Below are 16567 nucleotides of genomic sequence, written 5' to 3'. Positions count from 1 at the left end.
TGATAGGTCAAACTCAAAAAACAATGCTCAAACATATCATTAAGATTTCTCTTCGAAACCTTTCCCGAACCAGGTTATATTCATTTATCAATATTCTCGGACTTACCCTGGGAATTGCCTGCGCGATCCTGATCATTTTCTTTGTAAAGGATGAACTCACATTTGATCGGTTTCATAGTAAGAAGGAACGCTTGTTCCGTCTTTTTTATGAAGCCGAAAGAATAGATGGGACCTTGAATAAAAGCCCGATGGTACCTATCATCATGGGTGATGAAATTCTGGCTAATTACCCGGAAGCAGAGGCAAAAACAATTTGGTTTGAATTTAACAGTCAGGTTGAAGAAGGCGGCGATACATTTGAGGAGTCACTTCATATGGTTGACTCATCCTTCCTTTCGATGTTTGATTTTAAAGTGATTTCGGGCACCGCAAAAGGGGCGCTGGATGAGCCTGGTGATCTTGTGATCACAAAATCCATGGCTCTCAAAATTTTTGGAAAAGTGGAGGTGGCCGGAAATTCGTTAGCGATCGTCATCGGTCCGGGTAAAAAAGAGTTTATTGTCTCCGCGGTAGTCGAGGATGCGCCGTCCAACTCCTCATTTCATTTCAATTTCTTACTGAATACCAGTCATGCGAAAGATATTATGCCGGAGGAGATGATGAATTCATGGAATTTTGTAGCCTCGGAGACGTATGTACTGCTTCAATCGGAGGCTGAGATGGAAAGCCTTGCTGCCAAGTTACCCGCCTTGGTGGAACGGGCTATTGGAGATGATCTGGAAGGGCGGACTTTCACCATAGGATTACAGTCCATTGGCGATATGCACCTGGATACCGATATGCCCAGCGGTCTCGCTCCTGTTAGTGACCCCAAGTATACATTGATTTTATCTGCGATATGTTTCCTGATACTGGTGATGGCTTGTATTAATTTCATGAATCTTTCACTCGGAAGATCCTTTGGAAGGGCACGTGAAATCGGAGTGAAGAAAGTAGTGGGTGTGCATCGAAGCCAATTGGTTTCTCAATTTCTGGGAGAGGCTATTATCCTTAGCTTGATTTCTTTGGCGATCGCACTGATTGCCGCTTATTTTGCACTGCCATTCTTTAACCAGCTTTCAGGGAAGGAGCTGTCATTCAATCTGAATATTGATGAAATTTTACTTTTTACAGGGCTTGCCATTTTGGTTGGAATTTTAGCAGGTGCTTATCCGGCTATGGTTGTTTCAGGATTTAAACCTGTTAATATTCTGAAAGGCAATTTAATGGTTGGGCAGGGGCGCCAGAATGTGCGAAAGGGTCTTATAACACTTCAATTGATCCTGTCAGTATTTCTCATCACGACGGTTCTTTTCATGAAGAATCAGCTGAATTATCTGCAGTCAAAAAACCTTGGATTCAATCGTGAGCAAGTTGTTGTTCTACCAATAACCGTTAACGATACACGTGGTTTCATGGATGTGATCAGCAAGGGGTGGGATAAGGCTAAAAGAGGTCAGCGTACATTCAAAGGACTATCCACCGTTGAAAGCGTCGGAATTAGCTGTCAGAATTTCGAGGAAGGCACATGGATGGAAGGCAGCTATGTAGACGCGCAGGAAAGCATGCACAGATTCTTTTTTAATGTTGTGGATCCATCTTTCATCGAGACACTTGAGATGGAAATGGTAGCGGGCAGGAATTTTCGGGAGGAGGATCAGGCTGATGAACGACGATCTGTAATCGTGAACGAGGCTTTTGTGAAGGAGTTCAATCTAACGGACCCTGTGGGTAAGAGAATTCCACATGAAGAATTTCAGGATCATGAAATCATTGGCGTTGTTAAGGATTTTAATTTTGCTTCTCTTCACAATAAGGTAGGGCCGCTGGCCCTGGTGATTAACCCGCAGATTTTGCTTGAGGGGATCCATGGCCTGAGCATTCACTCATCCGTTGCACCAAGATTAATGGTGAGGCTTCGTGCCGGACAGACTGCGGATGGATTAGCCGACATCAGGGAAACGTGGAATGAGCTTTTTCCGGAAGACCCAATAAATCTGACTTTTCTGGATGATACAATCCAGGCCCAGTATGAGCGGGAAGGTAATCTGAATACTATTATAGTTACAGCAACGATTATTTCTGTATTGATCGGCTCACTCGGGCTGTTTGGATTGGCTGTTTTGACAATGAATGCCCGCAGAAAGGAAATAGGTATACGCAAGGTGCTTGGAGCGGGGATCGGAAATATGGTTATCGAACTCAGTAAGTCCTATTTGTTGCTGGTTATTATCGCCACATTACTGTCAATTCCGCTGACCTATTATTTTGTAAGCTCCTGGCTGGACAACTTTGAGTTTAAGATTCCCATTGATGGATTTACCTACCTGGGTGGAGGGCTCATACTGTTTGGCGTGGCCTTCATGATCCTTGTATTTCAATCGGCACGGGTTCTCAGGGATAATCCGATTGAAGCGCTCAGATCAGAATAAAGTTACCTGTAGCGATGGTCGAGCGTGAATTTTTCCGGATGGCGGGGTGATTTATCGGCATAAAAATCCATTATGATCCTCATGTCTTCTTCAATATTGCCTGTTGGCATAAAGCAGAGGCCGATGCCGGCTATTTTATCCCTGTAGTCAAGATAGGACAGGCAGAGAGGTACACCTGCTTTCAATGCTGTATGATAAAATCCTGTTTTCCATTTGGTCACTCTTGAACGTGTTCCTTCTGCGGTGACAAGGACGGCGAGTGGCAGGTTTTCTTCATGGTTAAAAAAATCAGCCATAACCTCTGTCATGCTGGGGCGTTCTTCTCCCGCTTTTCGTGGTGAGCGATCGATCCAGAGGGCACCCATAGAGGAGATCATCGGACCCAACGGAAACCGGTTGAATTCTTTTTTAATTGTGAATCTAACCTTGATTCCAAGCATATCAAGTGCGGCTATTGCATAAATAAAATCCCAGTTGGAGGTATGTGGGGCTGCTAGCATAATGCAATTATGTGCGTCCTTAGGGATGCCCGGGGCCAGCTTCCATCCTTTAATTTTAAACAGGAATCGAAAGAATGCTTTTACCATTGGTTAAGAGGTATTCCGAAAGAAGAATCTATTTATCAGGATTTCAAAATGAATATCATAAAAATTTATAGGCTCGGTATGGTAGCACATCTGGCTTTACAGTTGTATTATAATTGAACCGCAGTCGCTGAGAGACTGACAGGTTGAAGTAAATGGTATTACCATCGGGCGGGGTATTCGTGAAATATTTCACTCCTATTTCGAATGAACTCAGAAAAAGGCCCGGATTGGTAATCCTGAAACCAGTGCCCAGGGCCGGATAAAGTTCTTTATAGGAAGTGGAAACCCTGTCTTCACTTACATAGCCAATATCCAAAGTGAAGAACGGAGCAAACCGGAAGCCATACCAGTACCAGGGGGTGAACCATACGGACTCAAAATTTAAAGCAATTGCCTCATTTCCCTGGGTGTAATAGCCTTTAAGACCACGGATGTAATCCCTGAGACGGGCGGAAACCGGAAGGGAAAGATTGATGCCCCTTATATAGTTAAATCTGGCAAACGACCTGAATGTGGACCGTCGTAATTTAAACAATTGGGTCATGTAGGCGAATTCATTGACCCACATGCCGTCAGAAAATTCTTTGGAGTTGAAGAAAGTCCCCAGTTCACTTCTCAAATATATATATCCAAACTTCAGATAATTGCTCCACTGCCATCGCATGCCTGTATACACCTGGTTTTTGAATTCATCAAAATTCCCTCCCAGGGATGCTCCGATATAGTATCCAACCGGCAGATCTTCTGTGATTCCAATGCTTACCACATTGGTAGTTTTGATGAAATTGGTTTTTCGTATGTCAAATGTTCCAATTAATGTATTCCGATTATAAAAAATTGTATTGCTGTCACTTTCCACCGTGGGTCGATCACTAAAATCTACGTAAACATTCCGCAATGCAATATTGACTGTCTTACGGTCATCACTAAAAGTCTGAAATGCCCGTCCCAAAAATATATCGGCATAATTCAGACTTAAATAATTTTCATAAGTCGAATCTTCGATCGCAAAATTAAAATCCCTCGACAGCGTCGCCAGCTCCAGGGAGCCCGCATATTTTATGACAGGGCTGATGTTGTTCTTTTCTGCTTTTACTGAGTAATATTCACGGATGTAGCTGTTTTCTGCCGTTAATGTCAAATTTGTAAATGTATTCTTGTATGGAGCAGAAACGTATTGAACAACGTAGCCATTTTGTGGCTCGTCATTTTTGTTGCGAATGAATCCTGCCGAGAGTTCATTTCCCGTTCCCAGTATGTTTCGTTGCGAAAGTCCTATTTCAAATTTTGATAAACTCGAAATATCCAGATCCAGTCCCCATGGAAACCGGTCCTGGGTAACGATAATAACATCAACACTACCTTCATTATCGATAGAGGGGAGTACATATATCCGGGCGTCATTGATGTATTCAAATAATCGGAGAATTCGTTCTGAATCGGCCATTCGGAAGGGGTCCAGCAGGTCTCCTTCCGTGAAAAGGACATTGTTTCGCACCAGGCGGGTTCGGGTATCTATATGGGATTCATCGAGCTTGTCAATAAATGAATTCGAGGATTCCCTTAAGGTATCGGTTACACTACCTGTTATGAGCTGCACAGGATAATGACGAATCGAATTAATTCTCATTCCGCGGAAGTCCCTGAAATAGGCCTCCGCGCGCACAGGTTTCGTCTTATCAAGTACATTGTAGGTGGTATCCCTGATGACCAGGTCGTATAATTCACGGGACAGGGCACTTTTCTCCTTGTTATTTCTCAGTTTTTCGTAAAAATTCTGACTTTTAAAGTAGGGGTTAGGCTTGATCCTGTATTTGAAACCTTCTGGAACTATGAAAACCGTATCCCTGTCCGGAATATACACTGAGTCCGGAAGGACCAGGATCTTATTCATGGGTAGTCTGATCGTATCTGCCTGTCCGTAGGAAAAGACAGGAATAAGAGCAAGTGCCCACATCAGTAGGAACAGAATCAGCCTGCACTTCATTTATTCTTATTTCGGATACCGTCCGTATTATTTTACTATCAGTCTGAAAGATGATATTTCACCCCGACTATTACTGACTTGTAAGATATACAATCCCGATGATAAAAATCCCTCAATCGTTAAGGAAGAAACGGGGCTGGGGAACGTTAATTCCCGATGGATTTTGCCTTGTAAATCCATTACTTTTATTTCGGATATGTCGCCGGAGGGGTCAGGCTGAATTCTAACCGGGCTTCCTTCCTTTACCGGATTTGGGAATATTTCAGCGGTTGCGGAAAAAGGTTCGTCCAATGATGTAATGACGGCATTATTGAAAATCTTTTCTGCGGTTTGAAATGCAAGCAAACCTATTTTAATTCCCATTTTCCGCCCTGGAATATCATCCGCAGGTGGATGAATTCCTCCCCATATTCTGGAAAGACTGGTTTGATCGGATGCATCCCTGTAGGTTGCCCATTGAAGAATGACATCTTCACTGGGTCCTTCTTCGAAAACAAGGAATTCATTTTTTCTGGCAATAAATTCACCCATCCCACGAGGGAAATACGGATCCCCTGTAATCATGGTGAGCACTTCGGCTGCAGCCCTTGAATATGTTGAATGGCCTGAAACATAACCCGCAAAAGGCGGGGTAACAAATGTAGGCCGTTGGTAAGGCCACCAGTTTTCAGCCAGAATCCAGTCCACATCTGCGTAATCAACCTCAGGATTTGGAATATAATCTGGCCCCTTCCACGCCATCAACTTGATTTTACCGATATTATTTCCTTGCGGACCAGCCAGCGGATCACCTTCCCGAACAAGTTCGATGTAACCTTCGAGCAATGGAATTCCTGCGGGATGGTAACTGAGGTCACCGGGATCAGTTGATTGGCCTTTATCTGCCATATACCGGATAGCGGAAACCGGACGGATGTAATCATACCAGCCTTTTACACCCCACGCGGCAATGGCACAATCATGCATGGCGCCACCAAGGGTGAAATAGGTTTTTATATCCCATTCCAGGTCATCAAGCAAAGGTCCTTCGCCCTTGAAACGCTTCACCAGTTCTGGCTGATCATTGACATAATTAAGAATCGTGAACCAGTGACCAGGGGGTGTTTCAGAATCCGGTCCATCGGCCCAGAATTCAGCAAGAACACGTGTATAATCTCCACGCTTAACCATCTGAGGCTCATAAGGAGCACCGGTATAAGGATTCACTGCATATCCGGTGCCCGGGTCGCCTCCATTAATCAGGTCGTAATATGCCTGCATTTCTTCCGCGGACGACGGGAGTTGCGTGACATTACCCAGGGACCGCGGAGATATATCCCACATTACCCCATCATTGGGCGTTAAATGAGCCGACCAGATGGCTACAAGCGAAAACCCCCATTGGTATTGTTCGCTGGTTCCTTCACCATCTTCCTGAATGAAAGGCGGAGGCCCGGGATCCATATAGGTCCAATAGGTGTCGCCATCACGCTCATTGAACTTCCTGTCCGAAGTTCCCATGGCAAAGGGTGTTACATTACCCCATTCCGGGCTGAGGAAACTAATTTGTCCTACAGGGATCGGATTTCCGGATTGGTCGATAAAATTATCCAGGAAAAGTGGCTGCCAACGGTTGGGATCAATAATTTGCGGATTTCCGCTGCGTGTTGGGACAAGTGGTGGATTAACAGGTGAGTAGTATTGATTTATGTAGTCAAGCTGTTCATTTGAACCATCCGTCAAGCCGAATGCTATATATTGCGAAGCTATATAATTACCCACCTGTGCCGGGTCGCCCGACCTGTAGTCGGTGCCCGTGACATTCGGATCATAACCCAAATCCATCATGAGTGAGAATGCTTCATTACGGATTTTGATAGACCCGGGTGAGAATTCGAATCTGTGCAGAATTAACCTGTAAACAGCATAACTGATAGCCATTTCCCGATCGTTTTCAATATCTGTGGATACGGGGATTCCCGAATAAACAGAAGTGAAATTACCACGTGTATTCCCAAGAAGCCAGGGCGCCGGCTCGTCGGAATAAACCGTCCAGGCATCATACATAGCGGCAGACACATGGAATAAATTTCTGGCGTGTACGGTTGGGCGTGCGAAGTCATTCCGGATTGCATCCAGCAGAACCTCATTCCATTGACGTGCTATGGAATGTTGTACCTGTGCATTATTCTCAAAGGCGAAGGATACTAAAAATAATATTGTTAGAATTAATGATCTGATCATTGAATTAATTAGTTATCAGGTGCCCCATCCTTAATCCAGCACTCTATTTGGAAAATCTCATCGGGAGTTAAGGGAACATCCGGCGGCATCGATTTATCCAGGATGCTGGCGAGAACTGCCTGTGAATTATCCTGTATGCCCTGCAGCGTTGAGAGATTCGGATTAACCGAACCGTCATGGCAACCGGAAGATGCACAGGATGCACTGGTAATATCATTTATGTCATTGGCGAAGGATATGCCACTCAAAAGATCTACATAAATACCGATGAAGCAATCATTTGCATCGCCTACCCAGATACTGTATGAGCCACTGGCGAGATCATAAAATTCGGGGGAATCCTGGTAGTTGCTGTTTTCTCCAAGTTGGTATTTGTACGGTTCCTTGCCGTTTCTTGCAGTGACGATAATACTTCCATTGGTCTCATTACACCCCGAAGCCGTTGTGAATGCAACAGCACGGATGCCTTCATTGCTTCCAACAAAAGTCTCAACTTCAGCCGTACATCCGTTTTTATCGCGCACGATAATGGTGTAATAATCTGTATTCAGATTTTCAAAGACTCCGGTGGTATTGGATTCTCCAGAATTAATACTGAATGAATATGGTTCAGATCCACCACTTCCAACAACCCGAATTCTTCCGGTTGGTATACCGCAATCGGTGTAATCAACCGCTGTAACCTGGATTTTTAAGCCGGTATCAGCACAGTTCACCTGTACATCGTCACCATCGCCACCACAACGCGTGAATAACAGTAAGGCGACGAATCCAATTGTACAAATACCTTTCATGACCGGGTTACTTTTCTATCACTTACTTCCACGTCTAATTTTCAAAATTACTAAATTCCATGGGCGAATGAAATATGTGCTGGTATTACGATTAGTTTTGGGCAAAAAAAAAGGAACCCTTTCGGGCTCCTCCTTATGAAGAAAGCTATTTTAAATATCTGTTATTCTTTTTCCGGGAATCCGTAAACTGACCCCCACATTGATCAGGTAATCGGCAAAAGCAGCATCACCATTCCTCGGATTTCCCGTTTCATCTTCAATTTCTTTATCGGTAAGGCTTTGCGGACGTTCGCGGCGTACCGCCACTGGTACAGAAAGCATTAAATTCCAGTTTCCGACTGTATAATTAATGCCAGGTTCTACCGACAGGACATTACCGGGTCTTCGGAAACCTTCACTCTTGCCGATTACATCGCTTACAGGAATGCCCTCATATCGAACCCCGGCCTGGAGGCTCATATGTGTTCCTGCCACGAACGATAATCCTGCCTGTACAGAAAACTGATCGGTAACAGACATGATTGCTTCATTTTCAAGCAGCGGACTGAGTGTTTCCCGGAAAGTACGGATACCATTGGTGTTTCTCGGATTGAAAAGGTAAAATCCCGCAGCATAGATGCTAGCCCTGGTATTCAGAACGTAATAGCCCTGACCCTGCAATATTAAACCGAACCCACCGTCACCGGGCTGAATACTTTGATCGACAGGTCGGGTTTCGGGAGAACCGTTCGGACCGACATTATAGAAGATATCCGAAGCATTGTAACTTCCGGTAGGTAATTTAACCCCAAATCCGGCCTGAAGATTAAAACTGCTGTTAATGAACGGATCAATAAGCCAGTAATTTGTATTGATGGTTACATCACCCATACCCCTGGAAAAGGTACTGTAGCGTTCCGATCGGCCATGTTCATATAAAGAAGATCTTGAGTTCAGAACAAGCGGAATGGTTACAGCCACCTGCCAGCGATCTGTGATGCCATAGGAGAGGAAATAATCAAACGAATGTGAATGATTGATCACCTCTGTATTATTCGTTACCCTGTCAGGTTCTTCTTCCGTACCTCTGAAATGCCGGAATGATTTGAAGTATCTGTAATTAAGGCCTGTCTGAAAGTCACCGCGGGTAGACGGATTTGATTGTCCATATGTAGGACTGCAGGTTGAAAAATGTCGTATTGCCACGCACCCCTGAGACCATGATTGGGCAGAGATGAGCACGAGTGAAAGTATAAGAAGGAATAACCTGAGACGCATGGAACGTTATGGATTACGATTATTAGACCAAGTTGAAGAGAATTCTGAAGGCGAAGGGTGAATGATAGGTTAATGTTTCTTAATGAAATGTTAATACCTTGAATAACTCGTGAAATAATTCTTACTTTTCTGTTATGCCGTACAGAATTACACGGGAAAAAAGCTATATCATCATGTTGGTGATCATCCTTTCGTTGGTCGGACTGGGTTTCATCCAGTATTTAATGCTACGCAGCAATCTCACTGTGTCTAAAGAAAAATATGATCAGCGTATAGCGGAAACCCTGGCACTCACGGGTGATGAAATTTACAACAGAACGCCTTTCAGTAATTTATTGTCGGCCATCATACGGCAGGACACGGTTACATTTCCTATTGGGTTGGATTCCCTGAAGTCTGCAGGATCTCAGTTTTACAGAATGTATCTTACTGACAGGCTGACAAGGGCGGGGATCTCCTCAACGTTTGAATTCGCAGTGAAGGATCGAATCAATGGAGATATTTACTTTTCTTCTGAACAATTTGAACAGGGGTTTCAGGAAGAAGGAAATTATAAGATACCTATTGAGGGTATTATCGCCTCAGACTGCCGGTGTGCCCCATATCTGAATATCCGGATCGTTGATTACAACCGGCAATTCTGGAATAACGTTTGGTGGTATGTTATTCCGGCAATAATATTTCTGGTGCTACTCACGGCTGGTTTTGTCTTACTCATTCGTATAGTAAGGGAACAACGATTTTTGAATGAGGTAAAGAACGATTTCATCAATCACCTGACGCACGAAATCAAAACCCCGGTTTTTGCGTCCAGTCTCTCGTTGAAGATACTTGAGCAGAAATCAGGTCCGGATCTGATGCCTTATATCCAAACTGCGCGTACCAAGATAGAATTTGTGAAGATGAATGTCGAAAAAATTCTTGAGTTGGCCTCTCTTGAAAATTCAAACAAGGTGTTGAAGCTGGAAACCATAGAAACAGCAAAGCTCGTCGGGGAATCGGTAAAAAACATTCAGGAGTTAAATCCGGAAAGAGAGTTTATAGTACAAAGTGAATGCGATTGCGAGGTCCTGGCAGATTCATACCATTTGAAGAATGCCGTGATTAATTTGCTTGAGAATGCCATCAAATTTAGTAACGACAGGATTGAAATTGGCTGTGAAGCCGCAGATTCAATGGTCCGGATTTCAATTCGGGATTATGGTGAAGGAATTGATCCTGAATTGCGCGATGATATATTTAAAAAGTTTTTTCGGGCCCGAAATGGAGTTCCGGGATTTGGGATTGGTCTGAGCTACGTAAAACAGGTCGTTTCTATGATGGGAGGGAGCATCAGCATTGAGAGCACGCCAGGCAGAGGAAGTTTATTTACCATTCATATTCCAAAATCCAGATGAATTATCACATTATACTGGTAGAAGATGATAAGGATGTCGGGTATATGTTATCTGAATACCTGAAATTAAAGGATTTTAGTGTGAAATGGGTAAGTCACCCGGATGAGGCGATTGCCTGTATTCGTATGAACCCGGTTCATCTGGCAATTTTGGATGTTACCTTGCCGGTAATGGATGGTTTTGAACTGGCAAAAAGGATACGTGCTGCAAAGCCCGCAATCCCGTTGATTTTTCTGACGGCACGATCGCTGAAGGTGGATGTTTTAAAAGGTTTTAACCAGGGTGCAGATGATTATATTGTAAAGCCGGTCGATGAGGAGGAGCTTGTGGCCAGAATACACGCGGTATTAAAGCGGTATGAAAGGGTTTCAGGAAAAGCGGCAGATCAGATTGAATTCAGGGGTGTATCTCTGAACATAGCACGGCAGGAATTGATGATGGGCAATGAAACCGTAAAGCTCACGGGCCGTGAAGTCCAGCTTCTTGAATTGTTTTTTAAATCCCCCGGAGACCTGGTACTAACCGAAGATATATTACGGTCAATTTGGGGGGAAAATGATTTTTTCAACAGACGCAGTATGGATGTCTTCATTTCCCGTCTTCGAAAAAAACTAAAGCCTGCAAATATCCATATTGAAAACATTCACGGGAAAGGGTTTATCCTGAAGCCTCAGGAGTGATTATTTTCTTGGACATTTCTTGCAGTAGCGCCCCTTTTTCTTGAATTTCTTACAACACTTTTTCATCTCACACTCAGAGGAACACATCAGGTTCTCACGGGAAAAAAAACCTTCAAGGGAAGTATCTTCAGGGAAAAATGTATCGTTCATTTTATTTAGACTAAATCTAAATACAATAATAATTCATATTGCCTGAATCCCGAAATGTTTTTTAAATTATTTCGTTTTATAACCTGCATAGTCTTCCGCTTGCTTTATTTCAGGAAACTTGGCAATATTGGTTTTAATCCAATATAAAAAACTCCCTTGAATATCTCAGATCGAATTGCAGAGGAATACAGGTCCAGGTTTGGCGATTCTTCAATTGTCGTAAGTGCACCAGGACGTATCAATCTGATCGGTGAACACACCGATTACAACAACGGATTTGTATTACCGGCTGCGATACATCAATCCGTTTATATTTGTGCGGGATTTTCTGAAGGAGATGAGTGTACACTCGTTGCGCTCGATCTGGACAAGACATATCAGTTCCGCCTTGGTGAATTCGCTTCTGTGGGCGGATGGCAGGATTATATCCTGGGCGTTCTGCATGAATTTATGCAGAAATTTACCATTGATCGTGGTTTTAGTATGGTGATTTCAGGGGATATTCCGCAGGGGGCTGGATTGTCTTCGTCTGCAGCCCTTGAATGTGCCGGACTGATGGCACTTTCCAATCTTTACCAGGTACAATTAGCACCGCTCACAATGGCCCGGATGGCCCTGAATGCGGAACGTTCCTTCGTTGGGCTTGACTGTGGCATCATGGATCAGTATGCATCCGTTTTCGGGAAAAAGGACCATGTTCTTCTTATCGATTGCATGAATGAAACGCACCGCGAGGTTCCTCTTCAATTACGGGAATACTGCTTGCTTTTGTGTAATTCAAATGTGGCTCATGAGCTGGCTGATTCAGCCTACAATGAACGAAGGAAGCAGTGCAGGAACGGTGTGGACATAGTTCGTAGGGAATTTCCACATGTTACTTCTTTGAGGGAAGTTTCTCTGGAAATGCTTGAACGGACCAAAGGAAATATGGATCCTGTGGTTTACAGGCGGTGCGCGTATGTGATCCGTGAAAATAACCGAGTGCTGCGTGTTGTAGATTACCTGCAGGCCGGAGATCTGCCGGATGTCGGACAGCAAATGTATGAAGCACATGATGATATGAAGGTAAACTATGAAGTCACATGTGATGAAACTGATTTCCTGGTTGAACTGGCTCATTCAAGTGGCAAAGTTTTAGGTGCACGGCAGATGGGAGGTGGTTTTGGCGGATGTACGATCAATATTATTAAGAATGAAGATGTGAATGCCTTTAGCGACCTTGTAATTTCTGAATATGTTAAGAAATTTGGTAAAACGCCCACTTTTATAACCGCAGAGACAACAGATGGCACCCGTGAATTGTAAATTATGAGCCAACTCTTTGAAGAACCCCACCGCAGAAAAAATCCCCTGACTAACGAGTGGGTATTGGTATCACCGCAGCGCATGAAACGCCCGTGGCAAGGACGAACCGAAACAATTGCTGCCCAGGGCCCTGTGGCCTATGACAGCACCTGTTATTTATGTCCCCGAAACACCCGGAACAACGGAGAGATCAATCCCGATTATTCCGGCACCTTTATTTTTGATAATGACTTTCCTGCTCTCCTTAACGGTGGATCGGAGGAGCATTGGTCGGACGGACTTTTAGAAGCCACCGGCAACCCGGGAATATGCCGGGTTATCTGTTTTTCGCCGGACCATAGTAAAACGTTGGCGGATATGTCGGTAAATGAGATCAGGAAGATCGTAACGGCATGGATGACTGAATATAAACAGCTTGCAGCTATTCCTGGCATACGAAATATTCAGATCTTCGAGAATAAAGGTGAAATGCTGGGATGCAGTAATCCACATCCGCACGGTCAAATATGGGCGGAATCTTCGGTGCCCGTTGAAATTGAAAAAAGAATTTTTACCCAGGCGCACTATTATAAGGAGAAGGGGCGCTCCATGCTTTCGGATTATCTTCATACCGAATGGGAGAAGGAAGACCGGATCATAACCAGGAATGAACATTTTACGGCGCTGGTTCCTTTTTGGGCTGTCTGGCCGTACGAGGTAATGATTATTCCCCACAGGCACTTTGCCCGGATCACGGATATGGATGAGGCGGAAGGAGACGCATTTGCCTCAATCCTCCAGGAAACCACTGTGCGCTTTGATAATTTATTCCAGACGTCTTTTCCCTATTCCGCAGGAATGATGAATGCTCCTGTTCGTACTGCAGGCACCGACGGATGGCATTTTCACTTTTCATTTTATCCGCCACTTTTACGTTCCGCAACGGTCAGGAAGTTCATGGTGGGCTATGAAATGTTCGCAAATCCCCAGCGGGATATCACAGCTGAGTATGCCGCACAGGTATTACGGGAGCAATCCACTGTTCATTTTAAAACAAAGTCTGTATAAATAAACAACCACTTGTAAAGCGGCCGGTTTAAATAAGATTAAATATTTATATATTGGGCGAGTTTCATCTTAATATTCACATATGGCATTATCAACGATCGACTGGGTAATTGTAGGAATATTTTTCACAATCGTATTGGGAATCGGATGGGTTGCTTCGCGAAGCGCCGGAAAAAGTACGAGTGAATTCTTTCTGGGAGGCAGGGGCATGCCATGGTGGTTGCTGGGTATTTCGATGGTTGCCTGTACGTTTTCGGCTGATACACCTAACCTTGTGACGGGTATGGTTCGTGAAGATGGTGTAGTTAAGAACTGGGCATGGTGGGCGTTCCTGATCACCGGGATGGTCACGGTATTTATCTATGCCCGTCTCTGGCGGAGATCGAATGTGATGACCGACCTGGAATTCTATGAAATACGCTATGGAGGGAAACTTGCTTCGTTTCTGAGAGGTTTCAGATCCCTTTACCTGGGAATATTATTCAACTGCCTTATTATGGGCTCGGTCACGCTGGCTGCCATTAAGATAGGAGGGGTTATGCTGGGTTTAACGCCTGTAACCGTGGTTGTCGGAGCCTCCATTGTGGTTGTCCTTTATGCGGCCCTGGGAGGAATTAAAGGAGTGATCTGGGCTGATTTCTTTCAGTATGGAATGGCTATGCTGGGTGCGGTGATGGCCGCCGTCGTGGCGATTGAACAGCCGGAGATCGGCAGTCTTGAAGCACTGTTCAATCACCCGAATGTTGCCGGAAAACTCGATATTATGCCTGACTTTTCAGATGCTTCGGTGTATATACCATTATTGATCATTCCAATCGCCGTTCAGTGGTGGGCAGTTTGGTATCCGGGTGCAGAACCAGGCGGAGGTGGCTATATCGCCCAGCGGATGTTGTCGGCTAAGGACGAAAAGAATGCCATCGGAGCCACACTACTATTTAATTTCGCGCATTATGCCTTAAGACCCTGGCCATGGATTATCGTGGCGCTGGCTTCACTGATCATATTTCCTGATCTGGCATCCATTAAGGCTGAATTTCCAAATATCACTGACCAATACCTGGGAAATGACGTAGCCTATCCCGCTATGTTAACAAGACTCGGGCCGGGATGGCTCGGACTGGTGGTGGCTTCTTTAATTGCTGCCTACATGTCAACGATTGGGACTCACCTTAACTGGGGTTCCAGCTATGTGGTGAATGATTTTTATAAAAGATTTGTCAATCCGGAAGCCACTGAAAAGCAAATGGTACGGATGGGAAGGATTTCAACTGTTGTGCTGATGATTATCTCGGCGACATTCTCGCTTACCTTCCTGGAAGATGCGACCCAGGCATTTGATATTCTGCTGCTTTCAGGCGCAGGTACCGGCCTGATCTATATCCTTCGGTGGTTCTGGTGGAGGATAAACGCACTTACAGAAATTGTTGCGATGGTAGTTGCCACACTGATGGCCGTGATCATGGTGCTGGTCGTGGAAGATTCGGCTTTTGAAGGGCAGCTGCTGGATCCGTTTACGATCAAGCTGCTGATCACTGTCGGAGTCGTTACCATCACCTGGCTGCTCACCACGCTCTCTTCTCAACCTGAAAACAAAGAAACCCTTCGGACTTTCTACCGACTTACCCATCCTGGCGGACCGGGCTGGAAGCGTGTAATCGAGGAGGCTAAAGCAGAAGGTATCGAAATCAATCAGGCAGAAGAAGGTAAAGCATGGGAAATGCCCAAGCAGATCCTGTTGGTCTTCCTGGGATGTATCGCCATCTATTCGAGTCTTTTCTGTATTGGAGGCATCATCTACAGTGATTTTTCCAGAGCCGGAATTCTTGGAGTAGTTGCGGCTGTGTCGACGGTCTTCCTCTTTAGAATATTGAGAACGCTGCGACTTTCAAAATAGAGTAGTACAGAAATAGGACCTGCATGCTACAGCATGAAGCTGAACCCGTTCTTGCGGTGGTTTTCATAGATGGTCCTGTCAAAAGAATATAGTTGGGCGGCCCTGTGGGGTACGTCCGACTGTTTTTTTTCTGACTTTACAAGTAGATTCATCCGTTTGATCTTCCGCCTGAAATTGGATTTGTCTAATTGTGTCTGAAGCAGCGCCTCGTAGAGTTTTTGTATATCCAGGAGGGTAAACTCTTCGGGAAGAAGGTTGAAACCGATCGGTTCATGTCGTACTTTCTGCCGGAGATGTTCCTTGGCGGCATTGATGATCTTGCTATGATCATACAGCACACCGGGTAATTGATCTATCGGAAACCAACTCGCTTCCGCAGCGGTAAATCCGGGTATGAGCTCATATTCCTGCGGGTTAACCAATGCGAAATATGCGACGGTGATTACGCGCCTGGCAGGATAGCGGTCTACATCTCCGAAGGCACCCAGCTGTTCGAGGAAAATCTCCCGTATGCCTGTAAGTTCCTTCAATATTCGGTATGCCGCATCATCCAGGCCTTCCGATTCCCAAATCCAGCCTCCCGGAAGCCCCCAGTTACCTTTGCCAATCCCATCGGCATGTTTCACCAGCAACAGCTGTAATTGATCATCCCTGAATCCGAAAATCACACAATCAATGGATACAGTTCCGATAATCGCATGATCAGACATTTTTGAAGATTTCTTTTTAAGATTCACAAATAATACTTAACTTGTAGTCAATATGACCATAAGTT

12 protein-coding genes are annotated in these 16567 nt (G+C 44.7%); 6 read left to right on the top strand and 6 right to left on the bottom strand.

Translation table 11 applies throughout. The annotated features are described in order from the left end of the window. The first annotated feature begins 23 nt into the window (after positions 1-23). The gene (locus tag LDX50_RS19750) at positions 24-2471 is read left to right on the top strand and encodes an ABC transporter permease (protein WP_225697930.1); all 2448 of its coding nucleotides are present in this window, start codon (positions 24-26) and stop codon (positions 2469-2471) included. A 2-nt stretch (positions 2472-2473) separates the two neighbouring features. On the opposite strand, the gene LDX50_RS19745 is transcribed toward LDX50_RS19750, so the two are convergent. From LDX50_RS19745 to LDX50_RS19725, 5 genes are all read right to left on the bottom strand, one after another. Further along, the gene (locus tag LDX50_RS19745) at positions 2474-3058 is read right to left on the bottom strand and encodes a 1-acyl-sn-glycerol-3-phosphate acyltransferase (protein WP_225697929.1); all 585 of its coding nucleotides are present in this window, start codon (positions 3056-3058) and stop codon (positions 2474-2476) included. Between the two features lie 55 nt (positions 3059-3113). After that, a complete protein-coding gene (locus LDX50_RS19740) occupies positions 3114-5045 on the bottom strand; it encodes a BamA/TamA family outer membrane protein (RefSeq protein ID WP_225697928.1) in 1932 nt (643 codons plus the stop codon). Between the two features lie 27 nt (positions 5046-5072). Next, complete coding sequence (locus LDX50_RS19735; protein ID WP_225697927.1) at positions 5073-7268, bottom strand: DUF6851 domain-containing protein; 2196 nt, start codon at positions 7266-7268, stop codon at positions 5073-5075. An 8-nt stretch (positions 7269-7276) separates the two neighbouring features. Then, positions 7277-8062 carry a hypothetical protein gene (locus tag LDX50_RS19730; protein ID WP_225697926.1) on the bottom strand — a complete coding sequence of 262 codons (786 nt, stop codon included), beginning with the start codon at positions 8060-8062 and terminating at the stop codon, positions 7277-7279. 150 nt (positions 8063-8212) lie between these two features. Continuing rightward, the gene (locus tag LDX50_RS19725; protein ID WP_225697925.1) at positions 8213-9319 is read right to left on the bottom strand and encodes a transporter family protein; all 1107 of its coding nucleotides are present in this window, start codon (positions 9317-9319) and stop codon (positions 8213-8215) included. Positions 9320-9453: 134 nt separating this feature from the next. Here LDX50_RS19725 and LDX50_RS19720 point away from each other — a divergent pair, with 134 nt between their 5' ends. The 5 genes from LDX50_RS19720 to LDX50_RS19700 all read left to right on the top strand — a co-directional run bounded on the left by LDX50_RS19720 (position 9454) and on the right by LDX50_RS19700 (position 15792). Continuing rightward, positions 9454-10716 (top strand): sensor histidine kinase, encoded by a 1263-nt coding sequence (locus LDX50_RS19720; RefSeq protein ID WP_225697924.1) that lies wholly within the window; start codon positions 9454-9456, stop codon positions 10714-10716. Continuing rightward, entirely contained in the window at positions 10713-11396 is a 684-nt protein-coding gene (locus tag LDX50_RS19715) for a response regulator transcription factor (protein ID WP_225697923.1), read from the top strand. Before LDX50_RS19720 ends, LDX50_RS19715 begins: the two co-directional genes overlap by 4 nt. Before the next feature lie 306 nt (positions 11397-11702). Next, positions 11703-12851 (top strand): galactokinase, encoded by a 1149-nt coding sequence (gene galK / locus LDX50_RS19710; protein ID WP_225697922.1) that lies wholly within the window; start codon positions 11703-11705, stop codon positions 12849-12851. A 3-nt stretch (positions 12852-12854) separates the two neighbouring features. Beyond that, entirely contained in the window at positions 12855-13898 is a 1044-nt protein-coding gene (locus tag LDX50_RS19705) for a UDP-glucose--hexose-1-phosphate uridylyltransferase (protein ID WP_225697921.1), read from the top strand. A gap of 82 nt (positions 13899-13980) precedes the next feature. After that, a complete protein-coding gene (locus LDX50_RS19700) occupies positions 13981-15792 on the top strand; it encodes a sodium:solute symporter family protein (protein ID WP_225697920.1) in 1812 nt (603 codons plus the stop codon). 26 nt (positions 15793-15818) lie between these two features. Here the strand turns inward: LDX50_RS19700 and LDX50_RS19695 are convergent, their stop codons facing one another. After that, positions 15819-16502: an NUDIX hydrolase gene (locus tag LDX50_RS19695; protein ID WP_225697919.1), complete on the bottom strand. Its 684-nt coding sequence runs from the start codon at positions 16500-16502 to the stop codon at positions 15819-15821. Positions 16503-16567 lie beyond the last annotated feature (65 nt).

The organism is Fulvivirga sedimenti (assembly GCF_020328055.1).
This window is presented reverse-complemented; position numbering and strand designations above follow the sequence as displayed.

Bases quoted from the DNA above. Each gene is read 5' to 3' on its own strand.
- LDX50_RS19750 (WP_225697930.1), top strand. From the start codon at position 24: ATGCTCAAACATATCATTAAGATTTCTCTTCGAAACCTTTCCCGAACC.
- LDX50_RS19745 (WP_225697929.1), bottom strand. From the start codon at position 3,058: ATGGTAAAAGCATTCTTTCGATTCCTGTTTAAAATTAAAGGATGGAAG.
- LDX50_RS19740 (WP_225697928.1), bottom strand. From the start codon at position 5,045: ATGAAGTGCAGGCTGATTCTGTTCCTACTGATGTGGGCACTTGCTCTT.
- LDX50_RS19725 (WP_225697925.1), bottom strand. From the start codon at position 9,319: ATGCGTCTCAGGTTATTCCTTCTTATACTTTCACTCGTGCTCATCTCT.
- LDX50_RS19715 (WP_225697923.1), top strand. From the start codon at position 10,713: ATGAATTATCACATTATACTGGTAGAAGATGATAAGGATGTCGGGTAT.
- LDX50_RS19730 (WP_225697926.1), bottom strand. From the start codon at position 8,062: ATGAAAGGTATTTGTACAATTGGATTCGTCGCCTTACTGTTATTCACG.
- LDX50_RS19735 (WP_225697927.1), bottom strand. From the start codon at position 7,268: ATGATCAGATCATTAATTCTAACAATATTATTTTTAGTATCCTTCGCC.
- LDX50_RS19700 (WP_225697920.1), top strand. From the start codon at position 13,981: ATGGCATTATCAACGATCGACTGGGTAATTGTAGGAATATTTTTCACA.
- LDX50_RS19720 (WP_225697924.1), top strand. From the start codon at position 9,454: ATGCCGTACAGAATTACACGGGAAAAAAGCTATATCATCATGTTGGTG.
- LDX50_RS19695 (WP_225697919.1), bottom strand. From the start codon at position 16,502: ATGTCTGATCATGCGATTATCGGAACTGTATCCATTGATTGTGTGATT.
- LDX50_RS19705 (WP_225697921.1), top strand. From the start codon at position 12,855: ATGAGCCAACTCTTTGAAGAACCCCACCGCAGAAAAAATCCCCTGACT.